The sequence below is a fragment of the Vreelandella titanicae BH1 genome (assembly GCF_000336575.1).
Taxonomy (GTDB): Bacteria; Pseudomonadota; Gammaproteobacteria; order Pseudomonadales; family Halomonadaceae; genus Vreelandella; species Vreelandella titanicae.
Genome location: NZ_AOPO01000002.1, coordinates 576958 through 595806, shown reverse-complemented (window position 1 = coordinate 595806; position 18849 = coordinate 576958). Strand labels below are relative to the sequence as shown.

General features: G+C 53.8%; 17 protein-coding genes. 3 read left to right on the top strand and 14 right to left on the bottom strand.

Annotated features, from left to right (window positions below; all coding sequences use genetic code 11):
• Positions 1-82: 82 nt before the first annotated feature.
• A complete protein-coding gene (locus tag HALTITAN_RS07350) occupies positions 83-1261 on the top strand; it encodes a tyrosine-type recombinase/integrase (RefSeq protein ID WP_039858501.1) in 1179 nt (392 codons plus the stop codon).
• A 61-nt stretch (positions 1262-1322) separates the two neighbouring features.
• A complete protein-coding gene (locus tag HALTITAN_RS07345) occupies positions 1323-1739 on the top strand; it encodes a SufE family protein (RefSeq protein ID WP_039858498.1) in 417 nt (138 codons plus the stop codon).
• Positions 1740-1748: 9 nt separating this feature from the next.
• On the opposite strand, the gene yidD is transcribed toward HALTITAN_RS07345, so the two are convergent.
• The 10 genes from yidD to gorA form a co-directional block, all read right to left on the bottom strand.
• On the bottom strand, positions 1749-2081 hold the full coding sequence (gene yidD / locus HALTITAN_RS07340) for a membrane protein insertion efficiency factor YidD (RefSeq protein ID WP_039858607.1): 333 nt from the start codon (positions 2079-2081) through the stop codon (positions 1749-1751).
• A gap of 17 nt (positions 2082-2098) precedes the next feature.
• Positions 2099-2569 carry a phosphoribosyl-AMP cyclohydrolase gene (gene hisI, locus HALTITAN_RS07335; RefSeq protein WP_039858496.1) on the bottom strand — a complete coding sequence of 157 codons (471 nt, stop codon included), beginning with the start codon at positions 2567-2569 and terminating at the stop codon, positions 2099-2101.
• A 4-nt stretch (positions 2570-2573) separates the two neighbouring features.
• Entirely contained in the window at positions 2574-3020 is a 447-nt protein-coding gene (locus HALTITAN_RS07330; RefSeq protein ID WP_027959426.1) for a transcriptional repressor, read from the bottom strand.
• 44 nt (positions 3021-3064) lie between these two features.
• Positions 3065-4078 carry an alpha-L-glutamate ligase-like protein gene (locus tag HALTITAN_RS07325; RefSeq protein WP_009286711.1) on the bottom strand — a complete coding sequence of 338 codons (1014 nt, stop codon included), beginning with the start codon at positions 4076-4078 and terminating at the stop codon, positions 3065-3067.
• Positions 4075-5598, bottom strand: a complete 1524-nt coding sequence (locus HALTITAN_RS07320) for an inactive transglutaminase family protein (protein ID WP_009286710.1) — start codon at positions 5596-5598, stop codon at positions 4075-4077. The genes HALTITAN_RS07325 and HALTITAN_RS07320 overlap by 4 nt, the downstream gene beginning before the upstream one ends.
• Before the next feature lie 33 nt (positions 5599-5631).
• On the bottom strand, positions 5632-6468 hold the full coding sequence (locus HALTITAN_RS07315; RefSeq protein ID WP_022523469.1) for an ATP-dependent zinc protease family protein: 837 nt from the start codon (positions 6466-6468) through the stop codon (positions 5632-5634).
• 229 nt (positions 6469-6697) lie between these two features.
• Positions 6698-7087, bottom strand: coding sequence for an ectoine synthase (locus tag HALTITAN_RS07310; RefSeq protein ID WP_027959425.1), 390 nt, complete (start codon positions 7085-7087; stop codon positions 6698-6700).
• A 103-nt stretch (positions 7088-7190) separates the two neighbouring features.
• Positions 7191-8459 (bottom strand): diaminobutyrate--2-oxoglutarate transaminase, encoded by a 1269-nt coding sequence (gene ectB, locus HALTITAN_RS07305; RefSeq protein ID WP_009286707.1) that lies wholly within the window; start codon positions 8457-8459, stop codon positions 7191-7193.
• Between the two features lie 106 nt (positions 8460-8565).
• Positions 8566-9144 (bottom strand): diaminobutyrate acetyltransferase, encoded by a 579-nt coding sequence (gene ectA / locus HALTITAN_RS07300; protein ID WP_009286706.1) that lies wholly within the window; start codon positions 9142-9144, stop codon positions 8566-8568.
• A gap of 208 nt (positions 9145-9352) precedes the next feature.
• Positions 9353-10735 (bottom strand): glutathione-disulfide reductase, encoded by a 1383-nt coding sequence (gene gorA / locus HALTITAN_RS07295; protein ID WP_009286705.1) that lies wholly within the window; start codon positions 10733-10735, stop codon positions 9353-9355.
• Positions 10736-10952: 217 nt separating this feature from the next.
• Between gorA and can the strand changes: the two genes are divergently transcribed.
• Positions 10953-11600 (top strand): carbonate dehydratase, encoded by a 648-nt coding sequence (gene can, locus HALTITAN_RS07290; RefSeq protein WP_022523472.1) that lies wholly within the window; start codon positions 10953-10955, stop codon positions 11598-11600.
• Between the two features lie 27 nt (positions 11601-11627).
• Here can and HALTITAN_RS07285 read toward each other — a convergent pair whose 3' ends face one another.
• From HALTITAN_RS07285 to tamA, 4 genes are read right to left on the bottom strand one after another with little or no spacing between them, the layout of a single operon-like run.
• Positions 11628-12155 carry a cytochrome c gene (locus HALTITAN_RS07285; protein WP_009286703.1) on the bottom strand — a complete coding sequence of 176 codons (528 nt, stop codon included), beginning with the start codon at positions 12153-12155 and terminating at the stop codon, positions 11628-11630.
• A gap of 49 nt (positions 12156-12204) precedes the next feature.
• The gene (gene msrA, locus HALTITAN_RS07280; protein WP_009286702.1) at positions 12205-12837 is read right to left on the bottom strand and encodes a peptide-methionine (S)-S-oxide reductase MsrA; all 633 of its coding nucleotides are present in this window, start codon (positions 12835-12837) and stop codon (positions 12205-12207) included.
• Positions 12838-12848: 11 nt separating this feature from the next.
• Positions 12849-16901: an autotransporter assembly complex protein TamB gene (gene tamB / locus HALTITAN_RS07275; RefSeq protein WP_009286701.1), complete on the bottom strand. Its 4053-nt coding sequence runs from the start codon at positions 16899-16901 to the stop codon at positions 12849-12851.
• A gap of 9 nt (positions 16902-16910) precedes the next feature.
• Positions 16911-18764, bottom strand: a complete 1854-nt coding sequence (tamA, locus tag HALTITAN_RS07270; RefSeq protein WP_009286700.1) for an autotransporter assembly complex protein TamA — start codon at positions 18762-18764, stop codon at positions 16911-16913.
• Between the last annotated feature and the right edge of the window lie 85 nt (positions 18765-18849).

Genomic DNA, 18849 nt, shown 5'->3' with positions numbered 1-18849 from the left:
TCTTGAATTTATAGGGCTACAGGAGCACACTTAAGGCCAGATAATATAAACATCGGCTAAAAAGAAGAGAGTGGCGACGGGCATGGCGAACGAGGTTATTACACCCACTGGTCAACTACAGATATTGAAAGATTCGCCAAATGGCGGACGTATTAGCGCCCAAAACGATGCCCAGGCAGTGACAGCATGGCTTGAAGAGTACGTGGATAGCCCACAAACCTTGAAAGCGTACCGTCGCGAAGCGGAGCGGCTGCTGCTCTGGCTCACCAGCCAAGGGCACACGCTGGCCGATATCAACCGCGAAAACCTGCGCCGCTTTGAAGCCTTTCTCGCCGACCCACAGCCAAGCGAGCAATGGGTAGGGCCCTCCAAACCCCGCGCGCACCCGTCGTGGCGGCCATTTCGTGGCGGTTTATCGCCCGCCAGCCGACGCCAAAGCCTGGTGATACTGCAAGGGATGTTTGCCTGGCTGGTAGAAGCAGGCTGGGTTCACCACAATCCGTTTCGCTTGATGCGCGATAAATCGCGGCGCCTGAATAATCAAACGCCGCGTGTTGAGCGCTATTTGGAAAGTGATTTGTGGGCGTGGCTGTGGGAGTGGCTGAATAGCCCGTTAGAGGCTGGGGAGGGCAGTCGTGCCCGTTTTGAACATTCACGACGGCGCTTTATCTTTGGCTTTGCCTATTTGCTGGCACCGCGCATCAGCGAGATGGCCGATGCACGTATGGGGGATTTCCAGCGCAGCGAAGGGCGCTGGTGGTGGCATGTGGTGGGCAAGGGAAACAAGATGGCGCGCATTCCGTTGCCTGACGATATGCTTGATTGTTTGCGCCAGTGGCGCCATACGCTGGGATTGCCTGAATACCCTGAGCAGTTTGAAGCTGAAGCACCGGTGCTTCGCGCTCTGGATGGACAGCGTGGCCTGGGCCATAACCAGCTTTATCGGCTTATTCGCGCAACGTTTCAGCAGGCGGCACAAGCACTTGGAGATATTAACGGAGCATCGGAACATGTGACCGCGCTTAACCTGGCAACGCCGCACTGGTTACGGCACACATCGATCACCCATCAGGCTCAATCGGGTATTAGCCTGCGTCATCTGGCCGAAAGCGCCCGACACGCACGCCTCGACACCACCTCACGCTATCTCCATAGCGAAGACAACGAGTGGCATCTTGAACAGCAGCGACATCGATTGACTGTTTCCGACACAACCTCCCTCAAGACACCTTCGAGCCGTTATAATGGCCACAATGAGTAACCCTATGACGCAAAATGTCAGTCGCCAATATTCAGCCAATTCCAATAGAGAAGGAAATAGCATGAGCACTTCCGGCGCCGAACAGGCCCAGCAAGAGCTAATCGAAGATTTCGAGATATTCGATAACTGGATGGATCGCTACCAGTACATTATCGATATGGGTAAGCAACTGCCTGACTTCCCAGAAGAGTGGAAGCTAGAAGAGTTTAAGATACAGGGCTGCCAGTCAAACGTGTGGATGCGCCATGAGGAGGAGGGCGATAAGCTGGTGTTCAAAGCGACCTCCGATGCCGCCATCGTATCCGGCCTGATTGCCGTATTGCTGCGCATTTACAGCGAACGCACCGCCGCTGAGATTCGTGCTACCGAGCCACACTTTTTAGCGGATCTGGGATTGGATAAGCACCTTTCGCCTACGCGCAGCAACGGCCTGCATGCCATGCTGGAGAAGATCTACGCGGTAGCGCAGCAGAAGTAAGAAAACAAGCTAGCGAGGGTGATGGTCACAGCAAGAGAGCGGCGATCCCTTTTCGTCATCCTCGCGGCAAAGCTGTTCGCTGCGGCCACCGGGCACCGGATCCATACCGCCAGGATTGCCCGGGTGGCACTTAACGATCCGCTTAACGGCCATCCAGCCGCCCTTGATGGGCCCATGCACCTGAATCGCTTCAATCGTGTAGGACGAACAGCTCGGCCAGAAGCGGCAGCGCGGGCCTAAAAGGGGGCTGAGCGTATATTGATAGACTCTAACGCAGCCAATCATCACCTTCATCAATACCCAACGCGGGCCTGAGCGCAGGGCTGATATTAACCGAGTCATAGCTTGCATAGGCAGAACTAGGTTTTTTTGCCGTACAGGTCGTCAGGATCAATCAGCGGATTGCTGGTAATTGAGGCCTGCTCTCCATCCACGGCAATATAGAAACAGCTGCGCCGCCCGGTGTGGCAAGCAGGCCCTGTTTGTTCAACTTGCAACAACAGCGTATCACCATCGCAATCCAACGCAGCAGAAACAAGCTGCTGCTGCTGGCCCGATGACTCACCCTTGCGCCACAGTTTTCCCCGCGAGCGCGAATAGTAGCAAACACGCTGGGTGGTTAACGTCTCTTCCAGCGCCTCACGGTTCATCCAGGCCATCATCAACACTTCGTTAGTATCGTGCTGCTGAGCAATGGCAGGGATCAAACCATCAGCATTAAAACGCGCCGCGGCTAGCAAAGTGGCCACAGCGGGAAGACTATCTTCTGGGGCAGCACGCTCGAGTTGCTTAAACAGAGCATCCGGCGCGACGTGATCAAAACGGGACATAAATTTACTCGCTAACTGTTCGGCAGTCCTGACAAAGCCCTTGAAGCTCAATGGTTTGGCGCTCAACGTTAAAGCCCTGGCGTTTTGCCAGCGCCGCCAGTTGATCGCTTATCTCGTCCAAGTGCAGCTCTTCGACATAGCCGCAGTGACGGCAAATCAGTAGTTGAAAACCATGCGCATGCTCTGGGCAAGCGCAGGCCACGTAGGAGTTCTGTGACTCAATGCGATGCACCAAGCCTTGATCAATCAAGAACTCAAGCGCCCGATAAACCGTCGGGGGGCGGGCAGCCGCATGCTCAGTAGAGAGCTTATCGAGCAGGTCATAGGCTTTTAGCCCGCCGCCATTTTCGGCGATCATCTCCAGCACGCGTCGGCGAATAGGGGTGAAGCGGACGCCGCGGATATGGCACTGAGACTCCGCCTGCTGTAGTAGTGTACTCGCTTGGGTCATGGGCAACTCGTTGAACGTTGTTAGCCTAGGCTCTCGTTAGTAGTCTACGCGCCGGTGGAAGCGGTGTCAGAGCTTTCTACCGATTCGCTGTCTACCAGCTCACTTTGTCGCGCAAAATGGTGCTGGGCAAAAGCTACCCGTTGTTTAGCGGGCACGCCATCGGGTTGACGTTCAATCAGATCGAGGCGACGGCGCAAACCTTCACCATTGGTCATTTGAATAGCCAAGCCAGGCCTGGCGTTGAGCTCAAGCAGCATCGGCCCGTATTTACGATCCAGCACCATATCAGTACCCAGGTAACCTAGACCGGTCATTTCATAACAACCCGCCGCTAAGTTAAGCAGCGTTTCCCACTGGGGAACGACCAAACTTGCCAGATCGTGCCCCGTGTCCGGATGACTAAAGCAAGGGCGGTCAAACTGAACGGCGCGCAGGGCAGCCCCGGTAGCGATGTTCAATCCAACGCCTACCGCCCCTTGGTGCAGGTTTGCTTTGCCGTCGGATGCTGCGGTGGAAAGGCGCATCATGGCCATCACCGGGTAACCCTTGAAGACGATAACCCGGATATCAGGAACACCTTCATAGGTGTAATCCATCAGGCTTTCATCGAAATTAATCAGTGTTTCAATCACCGCCACATCAGGCGAGCCGCCCAATGAGTAGAGCCCTGACAGAATATTCGACACATGTCGCTCAACGTCGGTAAGAGAGAGCGTGGTACCACTAGGCTTGATAAAGGCGTTATCTTCGACCTTTTCAATCACCAGGATGCCCTTACCGCCGCTTCCCTTAGCAGGCTTGATGACGAAGCCCGCGTGCCCCGTGAGCATGGCGCCAATATGCTTAACGCCAAATTGGGTTGTTACGGTGCCAATCAGCTCGGGCGTGGTAATCCCATACTGCTGAGCCAGTAGTTTGGTTTTAAGCTTGTCATCGACAAGGGGATAGAGACGGCGGCTATTATATCGGCCAATGTAGCGAATATTACGCCGATTCATGCCGATAATACCTTTATCCCGCAAGCGCGTGGGCCACGTCCAATTCTTCAGCCAACTCATGAGGGCTTCTCATCGTCAGTGATTGGTTTGAAGCGGCGCAGCTCCAATAAACGGTAGCCGGTGTAATTGCCCAGCAGCAAGATCAACGCCATCAATATCAACTGAACACCCAGGAAGTTGAAGGTGATATGACGTACCCAGGGGTTATTCATCGCCAGGTAGGCAAGGATAGCCGTGATCAAACTGCCGCCGCCTTGGATTAGCACCTGCTTAGGGCCTTCCTCTTCCCAAAGTATCGACATCCGCTCGATGGTCCAGGCCAGGATGATCATCGGGAAGAAGGTGATCGTTAAGCCAGCACTGAGCCCCATGCGGTAGGCCAATACGGTGAAGATCGAGATAATCGCAATCACCGTTATGATCACCGCCGAGACCCTGGCCACCAGTAATAAATTCAAGTAGGAGAGATAGTTACGAATAATCAGACCGACGGCAACGATAAGCAGGAAGCCAATCAAACCCGTAGGAAGGGTGGTTTGAATGAAGGCGAGGGCGATCAGCACCGGCATAAAGGTACCGGACGTTTTGATGCCCACCAGCACACGCAAAAACACCACCATTAACGCACCAATGGGAATCAGCAAGATAGTTTGGAATAGCGCTTGCTCCTCCAGTGGCAGGCTGTGAATGGAGAAATTCAGTAGCGTATCTTCAGAGTAGTGGTTGCGCACCGCCGCCGAAGCAGGCTGGTCATGGGTCATCATTGAGAAAGAAACCCGTGAGTTGGTGCCGCCCTGAACTTCTAATACCGCTCGACCACCGGTTTCCCATAGCAGCAGATTGTCAGGCTTACCTTGCTCACCCGTCAGTGGATGGAAAATTGACCATTCTTCACCTGACTCGTTAAACACCTGAATCCAACTGCTAAGCGTTTGGCGACGACGACCATCTTCCAGAAGCAGGCCGCTCACTTCACGCGCTAATACGCCTGCCTGGTTTAGCAACCGCACCACCAAGGCCGCCGGATTCTCTTGCGTCAGCAGCAGACGGGCATTTTCAGATTGACGCTCGCCGTTAATATCACGTATTAACTCACGGGCGAAGGTGGCGTTATTGGCACTGCGCGCCCAGGCTTGTTCGATAAGCTGATTAGCCGCAGTGTCATAGGGGCTTTCCCAAGGCGTTGTGACGGGGATTTCAGGGGGTGTCTGCACCGGCGAGCGAGCATCTTGAGATACCAGCATCTGAACCGAGTAGTATAATGTTTGGCTACCCACTGCTTCACGAATAGTCCAGCGGGCGGTGCGGCCTAAATCATCCGCCTGATAAGCAAGCCCATACCCTGATGATGCGGTGTTTTCAGTCAGTACACGGTAGCCTGCCTGATGGGAAGGCAACGCCAAGTCGACCTGGACGGGGCCGTCCTGAGCATTAAAGGTAATGCCAGCCTCAATCTCCCACACTTGGCGCTGTTCACCAGGCAACCATGGAATTTCAAACTGCACATGGCGGTGCACGCTGGTCGCTACGCCCGCGACTAGCAACAGGCCGACAATAATATAGAACATTAACCGTGACATGGAGATTCCTTTCCTCGTGAAGCGTCAGAGCGGTTACTCTTCGCTATCGTCTTCGTCAACTGCTTCATCTTCAGCAGCTTGGTCCGCTGGTTCGCCACCAGGAAATTCGGGGCGCTCATGCAAGTAAGTATCGGCTACATCAATTACCGCAATATCCATCAAAAAGCGCCGTCCTAGCAGCACTGGATAATCGAGATGAGAGCGGTCATTGAGGGTAAATTCGACATTTTCACGAATCGGCCCTAGAGTCATTAACAGAGAAATGACGGGGCGTGACTCTTCGCCAGAGGCTTGAACAATGCGCACTCGGCGCACGATAGGCGCTTCAACCCACTCATCGCGCTGCGACTCAACCGCCACGTCGTCGTCGTTCAGCGCCAACTTGAAGCGCACCCAATCTTCACCGTCACGCTCGAAGCGAGTGATCTCGGCAGCAGAAAGGGACGAGGTGTTGGCTCCTGAATCGACTCGCGCTTTGAGGTAGGTGCCAAGGCTTGGTAAGCCAACCCATTCGCTGCGGCCCAGTAACGTTTTAGTGGTCAAGCTCTCATCAATCTCACACTCTTCACGTATGATGACCGGCTCTTCACCGCGAGCTTCCAATTGCTGTACGTCTTGGCGGAGGTAACGCAATAAACTGCCCACTTCACGCATATCAGCGGTCAATGCCTGCTGGTGATCAAGCTGGCGTTGCTGCAAATTAATGCGGGTGTCACATTGTTGCGTTAGCTGGCTCTCTAACTCCAGGATACGAGAATTGAATGAGGCTTCGCTTAAAGGGGGCGGTTGATTCGTTTCCGGCTGGGTTGCTGCACAGCCTGCGATCGAAAGCGACAAGCCAGCGATAAGCCACAAAACACCTGGGCGCATAACGAGAGATATCCTTGGACAATAGGTTGGGGAATGATAAGGAGATGGGGGTCTAGTGTCCAACGCCATCATCGCTTTTGGAGCACCTATTTTATCTAATTTAACATAATATATATTAAGCGAACCAGTGAGGCCGCTATGGGTAAAATTGCGCTCGTCCATTCAGATCAAAAAAGGCAGCCCGCATATTTAGCAGGCTGCCTTCTTATCTATCTCACGCTAGCACGATTTACTCTGGGGCTGCGTATGAGCCATCTTCCTGGTGAACTTCGTTGCCCGTAATCGGCGGTGTAAATACACATGCTAGGTGCATGGTTTTATGCGCACGCAGCAGATGTTCATCGTGCTGGTCGAGGATGTAGATATCACCCGGCTTGATAGGCCAAATCTTGCCATCAGCGAGTGTTTCTACCTCGCCCTCGCCTTCGATGCAGTACACAGACTCATAGTGATGTTTGTAATGAATATGAGTCTCAGTGCCTTCGAAAATTCGTGTGATATGGAAAGAGAAGTTTCCACCGTCGTTGGCCAACACCAGGCGCGTGCTGTCCCAGTTACCATTTTCGGCGGTCACTAGGCGCTCTGTTTTACGCGCTTCTTCAATATTACGAACGATCATAGGAGTACTCCTTAGCAAAGCGGCTGGCGACTACCAGCCGCTATATCCCTAACTAAAAACTGTGAGCTACTGCTTCAGCGTAACGCTTAATCCTACCGCCAGGTTATTCGCTAGCAACAGCTTTAACGCACATTTCGAGAATATCCAAACCTTTCAGCAGATCTTCATCGCTAATGGTTAGCGGGCATAGGCACTTAACCACCTCACCATCCTGACCACTGGTTTCGATTACCAGACCATGCTCAAAGGCTTTACTGGTAATTTTATCGGCAATATCACCCGACACGACGTCAATACCGCGCATCAAGCCACGACCACGTTCAGTGGCAGGCATGCCGTGCTCCGTTAACAGCGCTGCTAACTTCTGGAAGCGCTCTTCTACAATACGCCCTTTGCGCTGAACATCACGCTCAAAGGTGTCATTAGTCCAGTATTTTTTCAACGCAGCGGTGGCAGTCACCATCGCCAGGCTGAAACCACGGAAAGTGCCGTTATATTGACCCGGTTTCCATTTATCCAGCTCTGGGCGCATCAACACATGGGCAAATGGCAGGCCAAAACCGGAGAGCGATTTCGAGTTGGTAATAATGTCAGGTGTAATACCCGCGTGTTCGAAGCTAAAGAACTTACCCGTACGGCCACAGCCTGCCTGAATATCATCAATAATCAGCAGAATGTCGTGGGCACGGCAGATCCCTTCGAGACGCTTTAACCACTCCAAGCCTGCAACGTTAATACCGCCCTCACCTTGCACGGTTTCAATGATGACACCCGCTGGAATATCCAGGCCACCAGATTTGTCGCTGAGCAGCTTTTCAAAATAATCCAGGGTATCGGTATGCTCACCCATGTAGCCATCGTAAGGCAGGAAGCTAGCGCCCTGGGTGGGTATGCCACCCGTGGCTTCACGGAATTTACGATTACCCGTGGTCGCCAAAGCCCCCATGGTGACGCCGTGGAAACCATTGGTGAAGGTGACAATGTTGTGACGGCCTTTAGCCACACGAGCCAAGCGGATAGCGGCCTCTACGGCATTGGTACCGGTTGGGCCAGGCAGATGCACTTTATAATCCAGCCCGCGTGGCTTGAAAATAACTTCTTCCAGCGTTTCAAGATAATCACGCTTGGCATTGGTCCACATATCCAAACCGTGAACAACACCGTCAGTCGACAGGTAATCAATCATCGCCTGTTTCATGTGCGGATTATTGTGGCCGTAGTTCAGCGTGCCCGCGCCGGCGAGGAAATCAATGTACTCACGGCCATTCTCATCGGTTAGACGCGCATTTTGCGCTTTGGTAAACACCACCGGAAACGAACGAGAATAAGTACGTACATTGGATTCCATGCGTTCAAGCGTCTGGGTCTGCATTAGCGACCTCCTTGGTTGATCATTTTAACTTTAGGCATTACTTGCCCGAAGCAACATGAGCGGGAAAAACGGTAAGTCCGATACGTGTATCTAGCAAAACGACGTATTAGATGCGATCTGTTTGGAACGGGCCGATACGAACCAGGTTTTCCGGGTCATGCTCTCCTCCGAGCTGTTCGGTAGAGAAGTATTCGCGGCTATTGAGCGGCGCATGCCAGCGTGCCGCCAAGCGACGGAATAAGCCCCAAGAGGCTAGATTGTCAGGGGTGATGGTGGTTTCAAGGTGATGCACATCATCAAGCTCAGGGCGGGACATAATAGCCTCGACCAAGCGTCGCGCTAGCCCTGTACCACGTGCTTTTTCACCGACAGCCACTTGCCATAAAAAGTAGGTGTCTGGAGCATTATCCTTAACATAGCCAGAAACAAAACCAACGATTTCGCCCTCTTCATTGGTAGCCACTGCGCAGGTATCACGAAACTGAGTCGCCAGTAGCAAGTAAGCGTAGGCTGAATTCACATCCAGCGGAGGGCAAGCTTTGACCAGCTCGTAAACTCCCCAGCCATCATCCGCATTGGGTTTGCGAATAAACAGCGGCATCTCCGCATGACCCACAACAGCATCAGCCACCGTTGGCCTAGCAAGGTCAGCAGAGGGGGTAAAAGGTTGTGTCGGCGTACTCATAGTTATGCTTCGCTGTAGCGAATTTGATGTTCATTATAACAGCTGATTATGAGCAATTCAAAAATCATATTATTCTACACCTCGCTTTCCATAATTTTTTGTTATGATCGAGTAGCATAACCACCGCTCACCGCTATCTCTTTTAGAATAGTGCAAGTAGCCTACAAAAAAAGGCGCGCCCATGGGCACGCCTTCACTTTTAATATGCTTATCTGCGTGTCAGCGTACGCAGCGTGACGAACTCCTCGGCCCCCGTTGGGTGGATGCCTACGGTGCGGTCAAAGTCCTGCTTGGTAAGGCCAGCTCTTACCGCGATAGCAATTCCCTGAATAATTTCACCCGCGTCATCTCCGACCATATGGGCCCCTACGACTACATCGGTAGCATCGTCCACGACCAGCTTCATTAAGGTGCGCTCTTGGCTACCTGATAGGGTGTGCTTCATGGCGCGAAAATCGGTGCTATACACGCGAATATGGGTGAATTTTTCCCGCGCGGCCTCCTCGGAAAGACCCACGGTACCGATGTTGGGATGGCAAAAAACGGCGGTAGGGATCGTAGTGTAGTCCAACGGCTTGGGAACCGTATCGGCAAAGTGGGCGTCGACAAGCTGCATCGCCTCAGCCAGTGCTACCGGTGTTAATTCCGGCCCAGCCGTCAGGTCGCCCAAGGCTAAAATTGAAGGCAGCGCTGTTTCAAACCGCTCGTTTACGGGGATTTTGCCCGCCTCATCCAGGCATAGGCCCAACGCTTCAAGCCCTAGCTCACGGATATTCGCCTTGCGCCCTGTGGCTGCGAGCACCACATCGACTTCAAGCACGTTGCCGTTGGTAAGGTGAACATTGTAGCCGTCTTGGCTGCGCTCAATACGCTCGATGTTAGTGTTGAAATGGAGGTTGACTCCCTTTCTTTCCATTTCCGCGCAGGTGAACTCGCGAACCTGTTGATCAAAGCCTTTTAAAAACAGCTCGCCACGGTAGATGAGGTGCGTCTCGCTGCCCAGACCATTAAAGATACTCGAAAATTCCACCGCAATATAGCCACCGCCAAGCACTAAAAAGCGCTTAGGAAAAGTATCTAGATCAAAAATCTGATTGGAATCCAGTGCGTGTTCACTGCCAGGAAAATCGGGTACCCAGGGCCATCCACCAGTAGCCAGAACGATTTTTTGTGCAGTCACCGATATATCGCCATGCTCGCCGCTTAAGGTCACCGTGTGTGCATCGGCCAAGCGTGCTCGTGCATTGAAGAGCGTTACTCCAGCGCCTTCCAGCATGCGCTGATAAATGCCATTCAGGCGCTTGATTTCACTGATTTTGTTGTCGCGCAGTGTGGCCCAATCGAAGCTGGCGGGGCCAGGCAGCTGCCAGCCAAAACCTGCCGCATCATCAAAACTGTCATGGAAATGGGCAGCGTAGGAGTAAAGCTTCTTGGGCACACAGCCAACGTTGACACAGGTTCCGCCCAGGTAGCGATCTTCGGCAATGGCCACTTTGGCGCCGGTAGCCGCGGCCATACGCGCGGTGCGTACACCACCAGAGCCTGCGCCAATAACCAGAAGGTCATATTCGTATTCAGAAACGTCTGCCATGATTTGCTCCTGGGGAGTTAGAATTCGTATGAATCAATATCGGGTTGCCCATTGGTCAAGTGCAGTGGTTGACCTGACTACCCGGGAAGGTTAAAACCTTCTGCTGCTATTTTGTACTGGCCTAGGTTATACAAGGCCTAATTCCACCCTGAGTAGGGCTTTGATAACCCGCTTATCTACCAGCGACTTAACGCCCTTTAACTTTTCTGGAGACGCTATGTCTGACCCTATTGCGACGCTACTCGACAATAATCGCGCCTGGGCTGAGCGTATGTGCGAAGAAGACCCCGACTACTTTAAGCGCCTTTCGAACCAGCAGAACCCCGATTATTTATGGATTGGCTGCTCCGACAGCCGAGTACCGGCGAATCAAATTATTGCACTCCCGCCTGGGGAAGTTTTCGTACACCGCAACGTCGCCAACTTGCTACACCACACCGATATGAACGCCCTCTCGGTGGTTCAGTTCGCGGTGGATGTTCTTAAAGTCAGCCATATCATGATTGTCGGTCACTATGGCTGCGGGGGCATTAAGGCCGCCATGATGGGAGGCGAATGTGGCGTGGTGGATTACTGGCTGCACTCAGTGCGCGAACAGTACAACCATCACAGGAATTCGCTTGACCACCTCCCACTGGAAGATCAAATCGATCGCATGTGCGAGCTCAACGTGAAAGCCCAGGTAAACAGTTTGTGCCGCACCAAAATTTTGCAGCGCGCTTGGCAGCGAGGTCAGCAGATTTCGGTGCATGGCTGGGTCTACGGATTAAGCGATGGCCGCGTTAAAGATCTTAACTGCACCGTAAGTGGTTTAGAACAAGTGGAAACACTTTACCGTATTGACCGCATCCAGCAAGGCGATTAAGCACTCCCCCAATGCCTACCGCTACGCTTAGTCGTAGCGGTAGGCACGATGGCAGCTCTTACAGCTCGCGCCCACTTCTGAAAGCGCTCGGGCAGTGTTTCGAGTATCCTCTTGCTCGGCTACATCAATTAAATTAGCGATTTTATCCTCCAGATCGCTAAAACCGGCGGCGAACTCACCCCACTCTTCCCATATGGATGCCCGCGCTTCAGAACCACTGCCGTGGGTGCCCTCAATAAACGCAGGTAGCAAACGATCAGCGCTGGCACGCTCTTGCAGCTCAAGTAACCGCGGCATTGCAGCCTCAAGATCTTGATTATTGATTAGATCAAAGCGCAGCTGACGCACCAGACTTTCAATATCTTTAAGCTCTTCTCGGCGCCAAACCACGGCTTCGCGCTCACTTGCGAATGGCGTGTCGCTGACGGCTTGGGGCATGGCCAGGGCGCTCGTTTCCTCGCCTGCCCAAGCCAGCGGCGTGCAGAGCATTAATGCTAAAGCGCTGGCTGCCGTGCCGCGGGGGGAAGCCCACTTCAGGTAATGGCGTTGCTGCATAATGGCTTCCTGTCGATGATTCGGTAGTCAAAGGTTTAGTGCGCACGTTTTAACCTATCGGGCAGGTGACACCCGTACCTTTTAAGCCGCAGTAGCCATGAGGGTTTTTATCCAGGTACTGCTGATGGTAAGCCTCTGCGTAATAAAATGTTTCTAGCGGCTTAATCTCAGTAGTGATTGCCCCTCTGCCCGCTTTGTCGAGCGCCTGTTGGTACGCTGCCGCACTCTGCTCGGCTACCGTTTGCTGCGCTTGGCTGGTGGTAAAAATGGCGGAGCGATACTGCGAGCCAATATCGTTCCCCTGGCGATTGCCCTGGGTCGGGTCGTGCCCTTCCCAGAAAACCTGCAACAACGTTTCCAGCTCGACTTGCTGTGGGTCATAAACCACCCGTACCACTTCGGTGTGGCCAGTACGCCCCGTGCATGTCTCGTCGTAGGTGGGGTTAGGTGTCTCACCACCGGCATACCCCACCGCAGTGACATAGACTCCTGGCAACTGCCAAAACAGGCGTTCAACGCCCCAGAAACACCCCATGCCTAGCACGATCTCCTCGTGGCCTTCGGGAAACGGAGGATGTATCGAGTGCCCATTAATGGTATGCACCTGACTGGTTTCTATGGGCGTATCACGTCCAGGCAGTACACGGCCTGAACCTGAGCTAGCGTTTGAAAATAGTGACATATCACCCTCACTTATTGCTGCTGAATGATTTCAGGATTACCGGAACGGGTAAAGGTGTAGATTAAGTCCACCGCTTGGTTGGTACCCGAGACGGCCTGTACATAAAGGTTACGCCACAGCGTGTAGCGTAGTGTTAGTTCGGCAATTGGCGAGAAAATTCCCACACCGTAACTAATTCTAAGATCATCGGTGAGTTGGCCACTGACAGCGACTTGGCTATCATCGCCAGCCCCAGTGGTGTCCAGAGTTAAGTCATCAATGCCGAAAGCTTCACCAATGGAACCAACCGCCCCACCGGTGCGCCCTAACGACATGCCTATCAGCGCGGTAGTCAGTGCGCTATCCACACCGCCCCCAGAAGCATCAGGTGCGCGACCCCGTAACAGGTAAGAGAGCGCACGGGATTCATCCATCGCCGGTTCAGAAAAGATCAGTACGTTCGGAGATTCGGCACTACCTGTTACCCGCAAGCCCGCAATAACGTCATCTTCGGTAATGTCAGGGTTGCGAATGGCCTCGAAGTCGAGCGTAGGTAGACCGGGTGGCCCACTAAACAGCAGTTCACCGCGGCGGATAACCAGGTCTTGGCCGAAAGCCTGGAAACGACCATCGACCAAATTAACGTCGCCGAATAACTGTAACGCGCCGCTGCTTTGGCGAATTTCCAGCGCGCCTCCCAAGCCAGATTCCAAGCCGTAGGCTGAAATTTGCATATCGCTACCCAACGTTAAGGTCACCAGTACGTCAATGGCCATACCGGTGGCGGCAAGCTCGTCCGCGGCACTTGGATCATCCTCATTGGCAGCCGCTCGCTGAGCCTCAATTTCGGCCTGGCGATCGTCGCGCTCGGTAATAATCACTTCATCGCCACTTGGGGTGACTGCTGATGAGGGCATATCGCCAATTTCAAGCCGTGCCCAGGGTAAATTCACATCCCCCCTCACTTGCAGCCTTTCCGGCGTGACCCGGATACGGATATCAGGCGCTACTTCAAGACGTCCAAACTGGGGCAAAACGACCAGGATAGGCTCCTGCACAGCATTCAGATCGACGCCAATCCGCCAATCATCACTGCTTGGCCAATATGCATCACCGGTGATTTCCAAACGCCCGCGCTCAGCGGCCAGGTAGCCGTCAATATCCCCCTGTTCACCGTCGAAAGAGACCACCAGTTCGCCACCCTGAATATCGACAGGAATATCCGGGCCACTTACCCCTATACCGCGCAGTCCAAGCTGGCCTTGTAAGTCAGGCGCGGCGGTGGTGCCAGTAATTTGGACGTTGCCCGTTAATTCGCCCTCCAGTCGCTCCATTCCTACCAACATGGATCGATAGGGCTGCAGCGAAACATCTTCTGCACGCAGCTCGCCAGTTAACGCGCCGGCCCCCAAGGGATCATTAACCGCTAGGTCCAAGTTGATATCGCCCGCTTCGGCAAGCGAAAGCGACACATTGGTATTCGCCTGGGCTTGGTTGGCCTCGATCTGAGCGTCGAAACTGACTTCTGGCAGTTGCACAGGCTGGCCATAATCATTAACGGCGGTAATGGCGAGTTCGCTAAGAATTTGTAGATCTGCCTGCCACTGGGCACCCCCTTGACGCCAGTTGGCAACAAGATCCGCGGTTGTATCCCCCTCTAACTGCCACTCTTCAGGCAAAAAGGGCTCCAGCATTTCCATTGGCACTTCACGTACCGAAAGCACGGCGTTGCCCTGTTGCGCAGAGGCAGTGATCTCCTCTTCAGAACAGACTAGCCCACCTTGCTCCCGGCGCAGGCAGAACGGCGATAGGCGCGCCTGACCATTGGCTAGGTCATAGCGCAGGTCTAGAGGCGCTTCAAGACGAATATCCCCCGCCTCAGAATCAACTTCCAGTGGCGTTACGCGGGCTTGGTAAAGCTGGTCTTGCTGGTCAAAGCGGCCTTCCAGGGCAATCAGCGCACGGCTTAAAACGCTGTTGTCTGTGCCCTGGGCGGTCAGTTCAAGCTGATGCTCAGAGAGGCGCCCGGCCAAATTGGCCTCTATGTTTGCAAGGGCCTGCCCCCCAGCATTGACGTTTTGTAGTGCGAGCTGTACGTCGAGGGAAGGATCATCAATGCCCTGTACATCAGCATCTAGGACAAGCCGTTCAATACGATTCTGACCAAAACGCACGCCATCACCCTGTAAATTGGCGAGTAATTGCGGTTGATTAAAACTACCGCTGGCCTCTAGCGTACCGACGATAGTGCCCGCCAAGTCTGGCGATAGTGTTTGCAACTGGCGTAGTGCAATGTCCGCGTTTAACGACATGGCCTGTTCGCTAATTTGCCCCTCTGCTGTTAAGCGATTCTCCCCCTGGGTAAACAGCAACTCGTCAATCTCCAGCTCCAGGTTGCTGTTAGCATCAAAGGCCGCTTGCAGGGTTAGCGGGTAGTCGCGCAGTTCACCGTCAATCGCTAAGTTGGGTACGCTAACTGCCCACTGATCCTCTTGCTGACGCAGCGTAAGCTCGATGTCGCCGTTTAAATTACCCTCAAGCTGATCCACGAAGTGGGCAGGGTTAAACTGATCCAGACGAATAGTGGTGTTGACCTGTAGCGGTGCAACCCAACTGATGTTGCCTTCGCTGCGCAGGGAACTTTCGTCGACTGCGAGGGTGAGCGGTTGCCAGCTAAACTGCTCGAGATCGCCCTCTCCGGTGACGTTAATTTGAGTGCGCGGCAGGCTCGGGCCCTCAACCGCCAGAGCCAATTGAGCACTATAATCGCTCAGGCTGCCGGTGACCTGTAGATCCAGGTCATCGACTATATAGGCTTGGGCTGTCTCTTCTTCAGTGCTGTCATCGACGCTTTCATTGCTACTCTCATCTGCGCTGACAGGCAGCGGCCACTGAACTTGGTCACTTTGTAGCTGCAGTTGAAACGGCAGCGTCGGGGCGAGTGCATCGACTTGCCCCCTCAAGGACGCATTGACCGCGCCAGAGGCATCCAACTGCGCTTCAAGCGCATCCAGTGGGCCAGACAGCGTTAAGGTTAAAGCTTCGCCACTTAGCTCAGGGTATATCTCAGGTAAAAATAGTTCGACGCCCAAGCGAGCTTCGAGTGGGTAGTTGCCGGTTAGAGTGGCGTTCGCGGTTAATTCCGCCTCAGCATCCGGGGTAACAACGGAAAGCTCAGTTACTTCGACGTTATCACCTTCGGTTAACAGCCCAAGCCGCAGTCGCTCGACGCGGTACTCGGTAGCCCCTTCCAATCGAAAATCGTTGAGCGTGAATTCAGGTATCTGGATATCAACCGGTAGCGTGATCTCTGGTAGTTCCAGGCGTTCGCGTTCTTCAAGCTGCTGCTCTGGAGATTCCACCGACGCCACGGCTTCTTGGGGTGGTTGGTTGAGCAAGATAGCGGCATCGATGGCTTCAGCATAAAGCGGCGTTTCAATGCCCTGGGTTAGCAGAACACCTGGGGAAGGTGGCAAATAGACACGAGGCTGCTCCAAATGGGTTGGCGAGAGGCGTACTGTGTTTCCTTCAGCGGTGGCTGCCGAGCTTAACGAGCGCCACGCTACTTCGGTACCATCGGCAAGCCTGAGGTTAACATCGTCCAGCAACAAAGAACGTAGTTCGATGGGGAAAGGAAAACGAATAGTCAGCGGGCTCTCTTCCTCTTCGGGAGGTGGCGCTTGCTCACTGGATGGGCCTAGCTGGATGTCGGCGCCCACCACACGCAGTGTGTCGATGCATAGGCGCCCTGACAGAACACAGTCATCTGCCCACTGGAGTTCGAACTCATCCACGGTTATACGGGTTTCGCCTAGCTGTAGCTGGAAATCTTCGAGCTGGAAATGGTCGAGCAAGCCGCCTTCATGATGCGTGTAGGAGAAAAAATCACGCTGCTCCCCCTGCGAGAGCAGCACCCCAGTGCCCCAGGGTGATAACGCCACCCCGACAATCAGCGCCACAATACCGAACAGCCAAATAGGCAACACGATGACAAGACGCACAAGGCTCCAGAACAGTAGCCAGGCACGATACTTTGGAGACAACATACGGCGTTTATCAGACGCAGCTGGTTCAACCTGAGACAAGTCTCTCTCCTAGAATTCCGGTCCGATAGAAAAGTGCAAACGCCAATCGTCTTCGTGGTCAAAAGGGTGGGCGATGTCAAAACGAATTGGCCCCACCGGCGAGACCCAACGTACCCCGACCCCGGCGCCCGTTTTCAAATCATTAGGCCCCCAGTTATCAAACGCATCGCCGTTATCTATAAACGTGGCCCCCCACCAATCCCCCGTCACGCGACGCTGATACTCCAGGGTCGAGGTGAGCATTTGCTGCCCACCTCGCAGTCGGCCCTCGTCGTTGCGGGGAGATAAGCTCTCATAGGAGTAACCACGCACACTGCGGTCGCCACCCGCGAAAAAGCGCAGCGATGGCGGTATTTTGGCAAAATCATCGGTTTCAATGGCGCCTAAGCTAATACGTGCCAAGAAGCGGTTATCGTTGCCAATCATGCGGATCCACTCCGTATCCCCCGTGATACGAGCGAATGTCGCATCCGAACCCCAAACGGTATCCGAATACTCTAACGAGAGCTGCTGGCGATCACCCCATAACGGAAAGCGCTGAGGGCGTGTCCGCGTACGCGACCACTGAATACCTGGATAAAACAGCCATACTTGATCCGCTTCGCCGCCCTGTTCAAAGTCTTCATAAGTAGTGCGGAAATAGATCGTTTGCACCCAATCGTTATCAAACTCCCAACGCCGGGCTAGCTCGACAGTGCCTTCTAACGACTTGGTGTCGCTGTCATCGACATTACGAACCCCGTACTGAAGCCGATAGCTGTCGCGAAGCGGGTCTTCCAGTGGCACATTATATACCCCGGTAAAACGCTGCTCTGGGGCAGATAAATAGAGGTCGTGATCAAGGCTATGACCAAAGCGGTTAATCCATGGTTGATCCCAACCAAAGCGCAGCCGTGGCCCTACATCGGTGGCGTAACCAATACCCACTTCAAACTGATGGCGATCAGCAGGTTCAACACTGACATCGATAGGCAGTTGGGTATCACTGGGCTTATTAAGACTTAGCGCGCTGGCCAAAGCAGCACTGGTGACTCTCGGGCGCTCCGGCTGAGAGGCGGTGGCTTCACTCCACCAGGGGGCACCACCGCCAGGAGGAGAAATAACCAACTCTTGGGCGGTCTCAAGGCGCGGACGCACCGAGACCGAGCTAAACCAGCCGGTTTCCGCAAGCGACCGATTATAGTCTGCCAGGGTCTGCGCCAAATAGGGGTCGCCCGGCTCGAAGGGCTGCATGCGACGCAATCGATCAAGCTCAATATGGCTTCCGGTAATGGAGGATTCACCAAATTGGTAGCGTGGGCCACTGTCAAAATCCATATACAGGCGCGCACTTTGCAGATACGGACGCACTTCCATGCGTCGATCGGTAAACCCCCAGTCAAAGTAACCGCGCTCAATAGCCAGCCCCGAAAACTGGCTGCTTAATCGATCCCAGGGGGCGTGCCGCAACACATCCCCTTCTTCCAAGGGAAAGTCCTCTACGGCCTGTTGGAAAGGTGGGTCTTCACTCGCATCGCCTTCCACATTGATTGACAGAATTTCAATTTCAACCTGAGGGCCGGGCTCGATTTCCAGCCACGCACGTTTATCAGTGGCGCGCTCAAGGGTTATCTCGGGTTCGTAATAGCCGTAAACACGCATTGCTTCCTCGGTGCGTCGGCGGATCTCACCCTCTAAACGCACCTCGGTATATTGTGCCGCATCGATATTCTGTAAGTAGGCTTGGATGTTGCCTTCGACCTCATCGGAAACACCCGTGACAGTCGCTTCTAATGCCCATGCGCTAGGTGATACGCATAACAGCGGTAGCACAACAGTAACGGTGCGCTTTGTGGCTGATGTCCATCGCCGTTGTCTTCCCATACATTTTTATCCCAACCTAAATCAGCGGCTTCATCGCCTAAGCATTTCAACGCATTAGCATGTTAAAGATTAAGCAATCACACTC

Bases quoted from the DNA above. Each gene is read 5' to 3' on its own strand.
- ectB (WP_009286707.1), bottom strand. From the start codon at position 8,459: ATGCAGACCCAGACGCTTGAACGCATGGAATCCAATGTACGTACTTAT.
- HALTITAN_RS07285 (WP_009286703.1), bottom strand. From the start codon at position 12,155: ATGCAGCAACGCCATTACCTGAAGTGGGCTTCCCCCCGCGGCACGGCA.
- HALTITAN_RS07345 (WP_039858498.1), top strand. From the start codon at position 1,323: ATGAGCACTTCCGGCGCCGAACAGGCCCAGCAAGAGCTAATCGAAGAT.
- HALTITAN_RS07315 (WP_022523469.1), bottom strand. From the start codon at position 6,468: ATGCGCCCAGGTGTTTTGTGGCTTATCGCTGGCTTGTCGCTTTCGATC.
- msrA (WP_009286702.1), bottom strand. From the start codon at position 12,837: ATGTCACTATTTTCAAACGCTAGCTCAGGTTCAGGCCGTGTACTGCCT.
- HALTITAN_RS07320 (WP_009286710.1), bottom strand. From the start codon at position 5,598: ATGTCACGGTTAATGTTCTATATTATTGTCGGCCTGTTGCTAGTCGCG.
- tamA (WP_009286700.1), bottom strand. From the start codon at position 18,764: ATGGGAAGACAACGGCGATGGACATCAGCCACAAAGCGCACCGTTACT.
- can (WP_022523472.1), top strand. From the start codon at position 10,953: ATGTCTGACCCTATTGCGACGCTACTCGACAATAATCGCGCCTGGGCT.
- gorA (WP_009286705.1), bottom strand. From the start codon at position 10,735: ATGGCAGACGTTTCTGAATACGAATATGACCTTCTGGTTATTGGCGCA.
- ectA (WP_009286706.1), bottom strand. From the start codon at position 9,144: ATGAGTACGCCGACACAACCTTTTACCCCCTCTGCTGACCTTGCTAGG.
- HALTITAN_RS07350 (WP_039858501.1), top strand. From the start codon at position 83: ATGGCGAACGAGGTTATTACACCCACTGGTCAACTACAGATATTGAAA.
- HALTITAN_RS07325 (WP_009286711.1), bottom strand. From the start codon at position 4,078: ATGAGTTGGCTGAAGAATTGGACGTGGCCCACGCGCTTGCGGGATAAA.
- yidD (WP_039858607.1), bottom strand. From the start codon at position 2,081: ATGACTCGGTTAATATCAGCCCTGCGCTCAGGCCCGCGTTGGGTATTG.
- hisI (WP_039858496.1), bottom strand. From the start codon at position 2,569: ATGTCCCGTTTTGATCACGTCGCGCCGGATGCTCTGTTTAAGCAACTC.
- HALTITAN_RS07330 (WP_027959426.1), bottom strand. From the start codon at position 3,020: ATGACCCAAGCGAGTACACTACTACAGCAGGCGGAGTCTCAGTGCCAT.
- HALTITAN_RS07310 (WP_027959425.1), bottom strand. From the start codon at position 7,087: ATGATCGTTCGTAATATTGAAGAAGCGCGTAAAACAGAGCGCCTAGTG.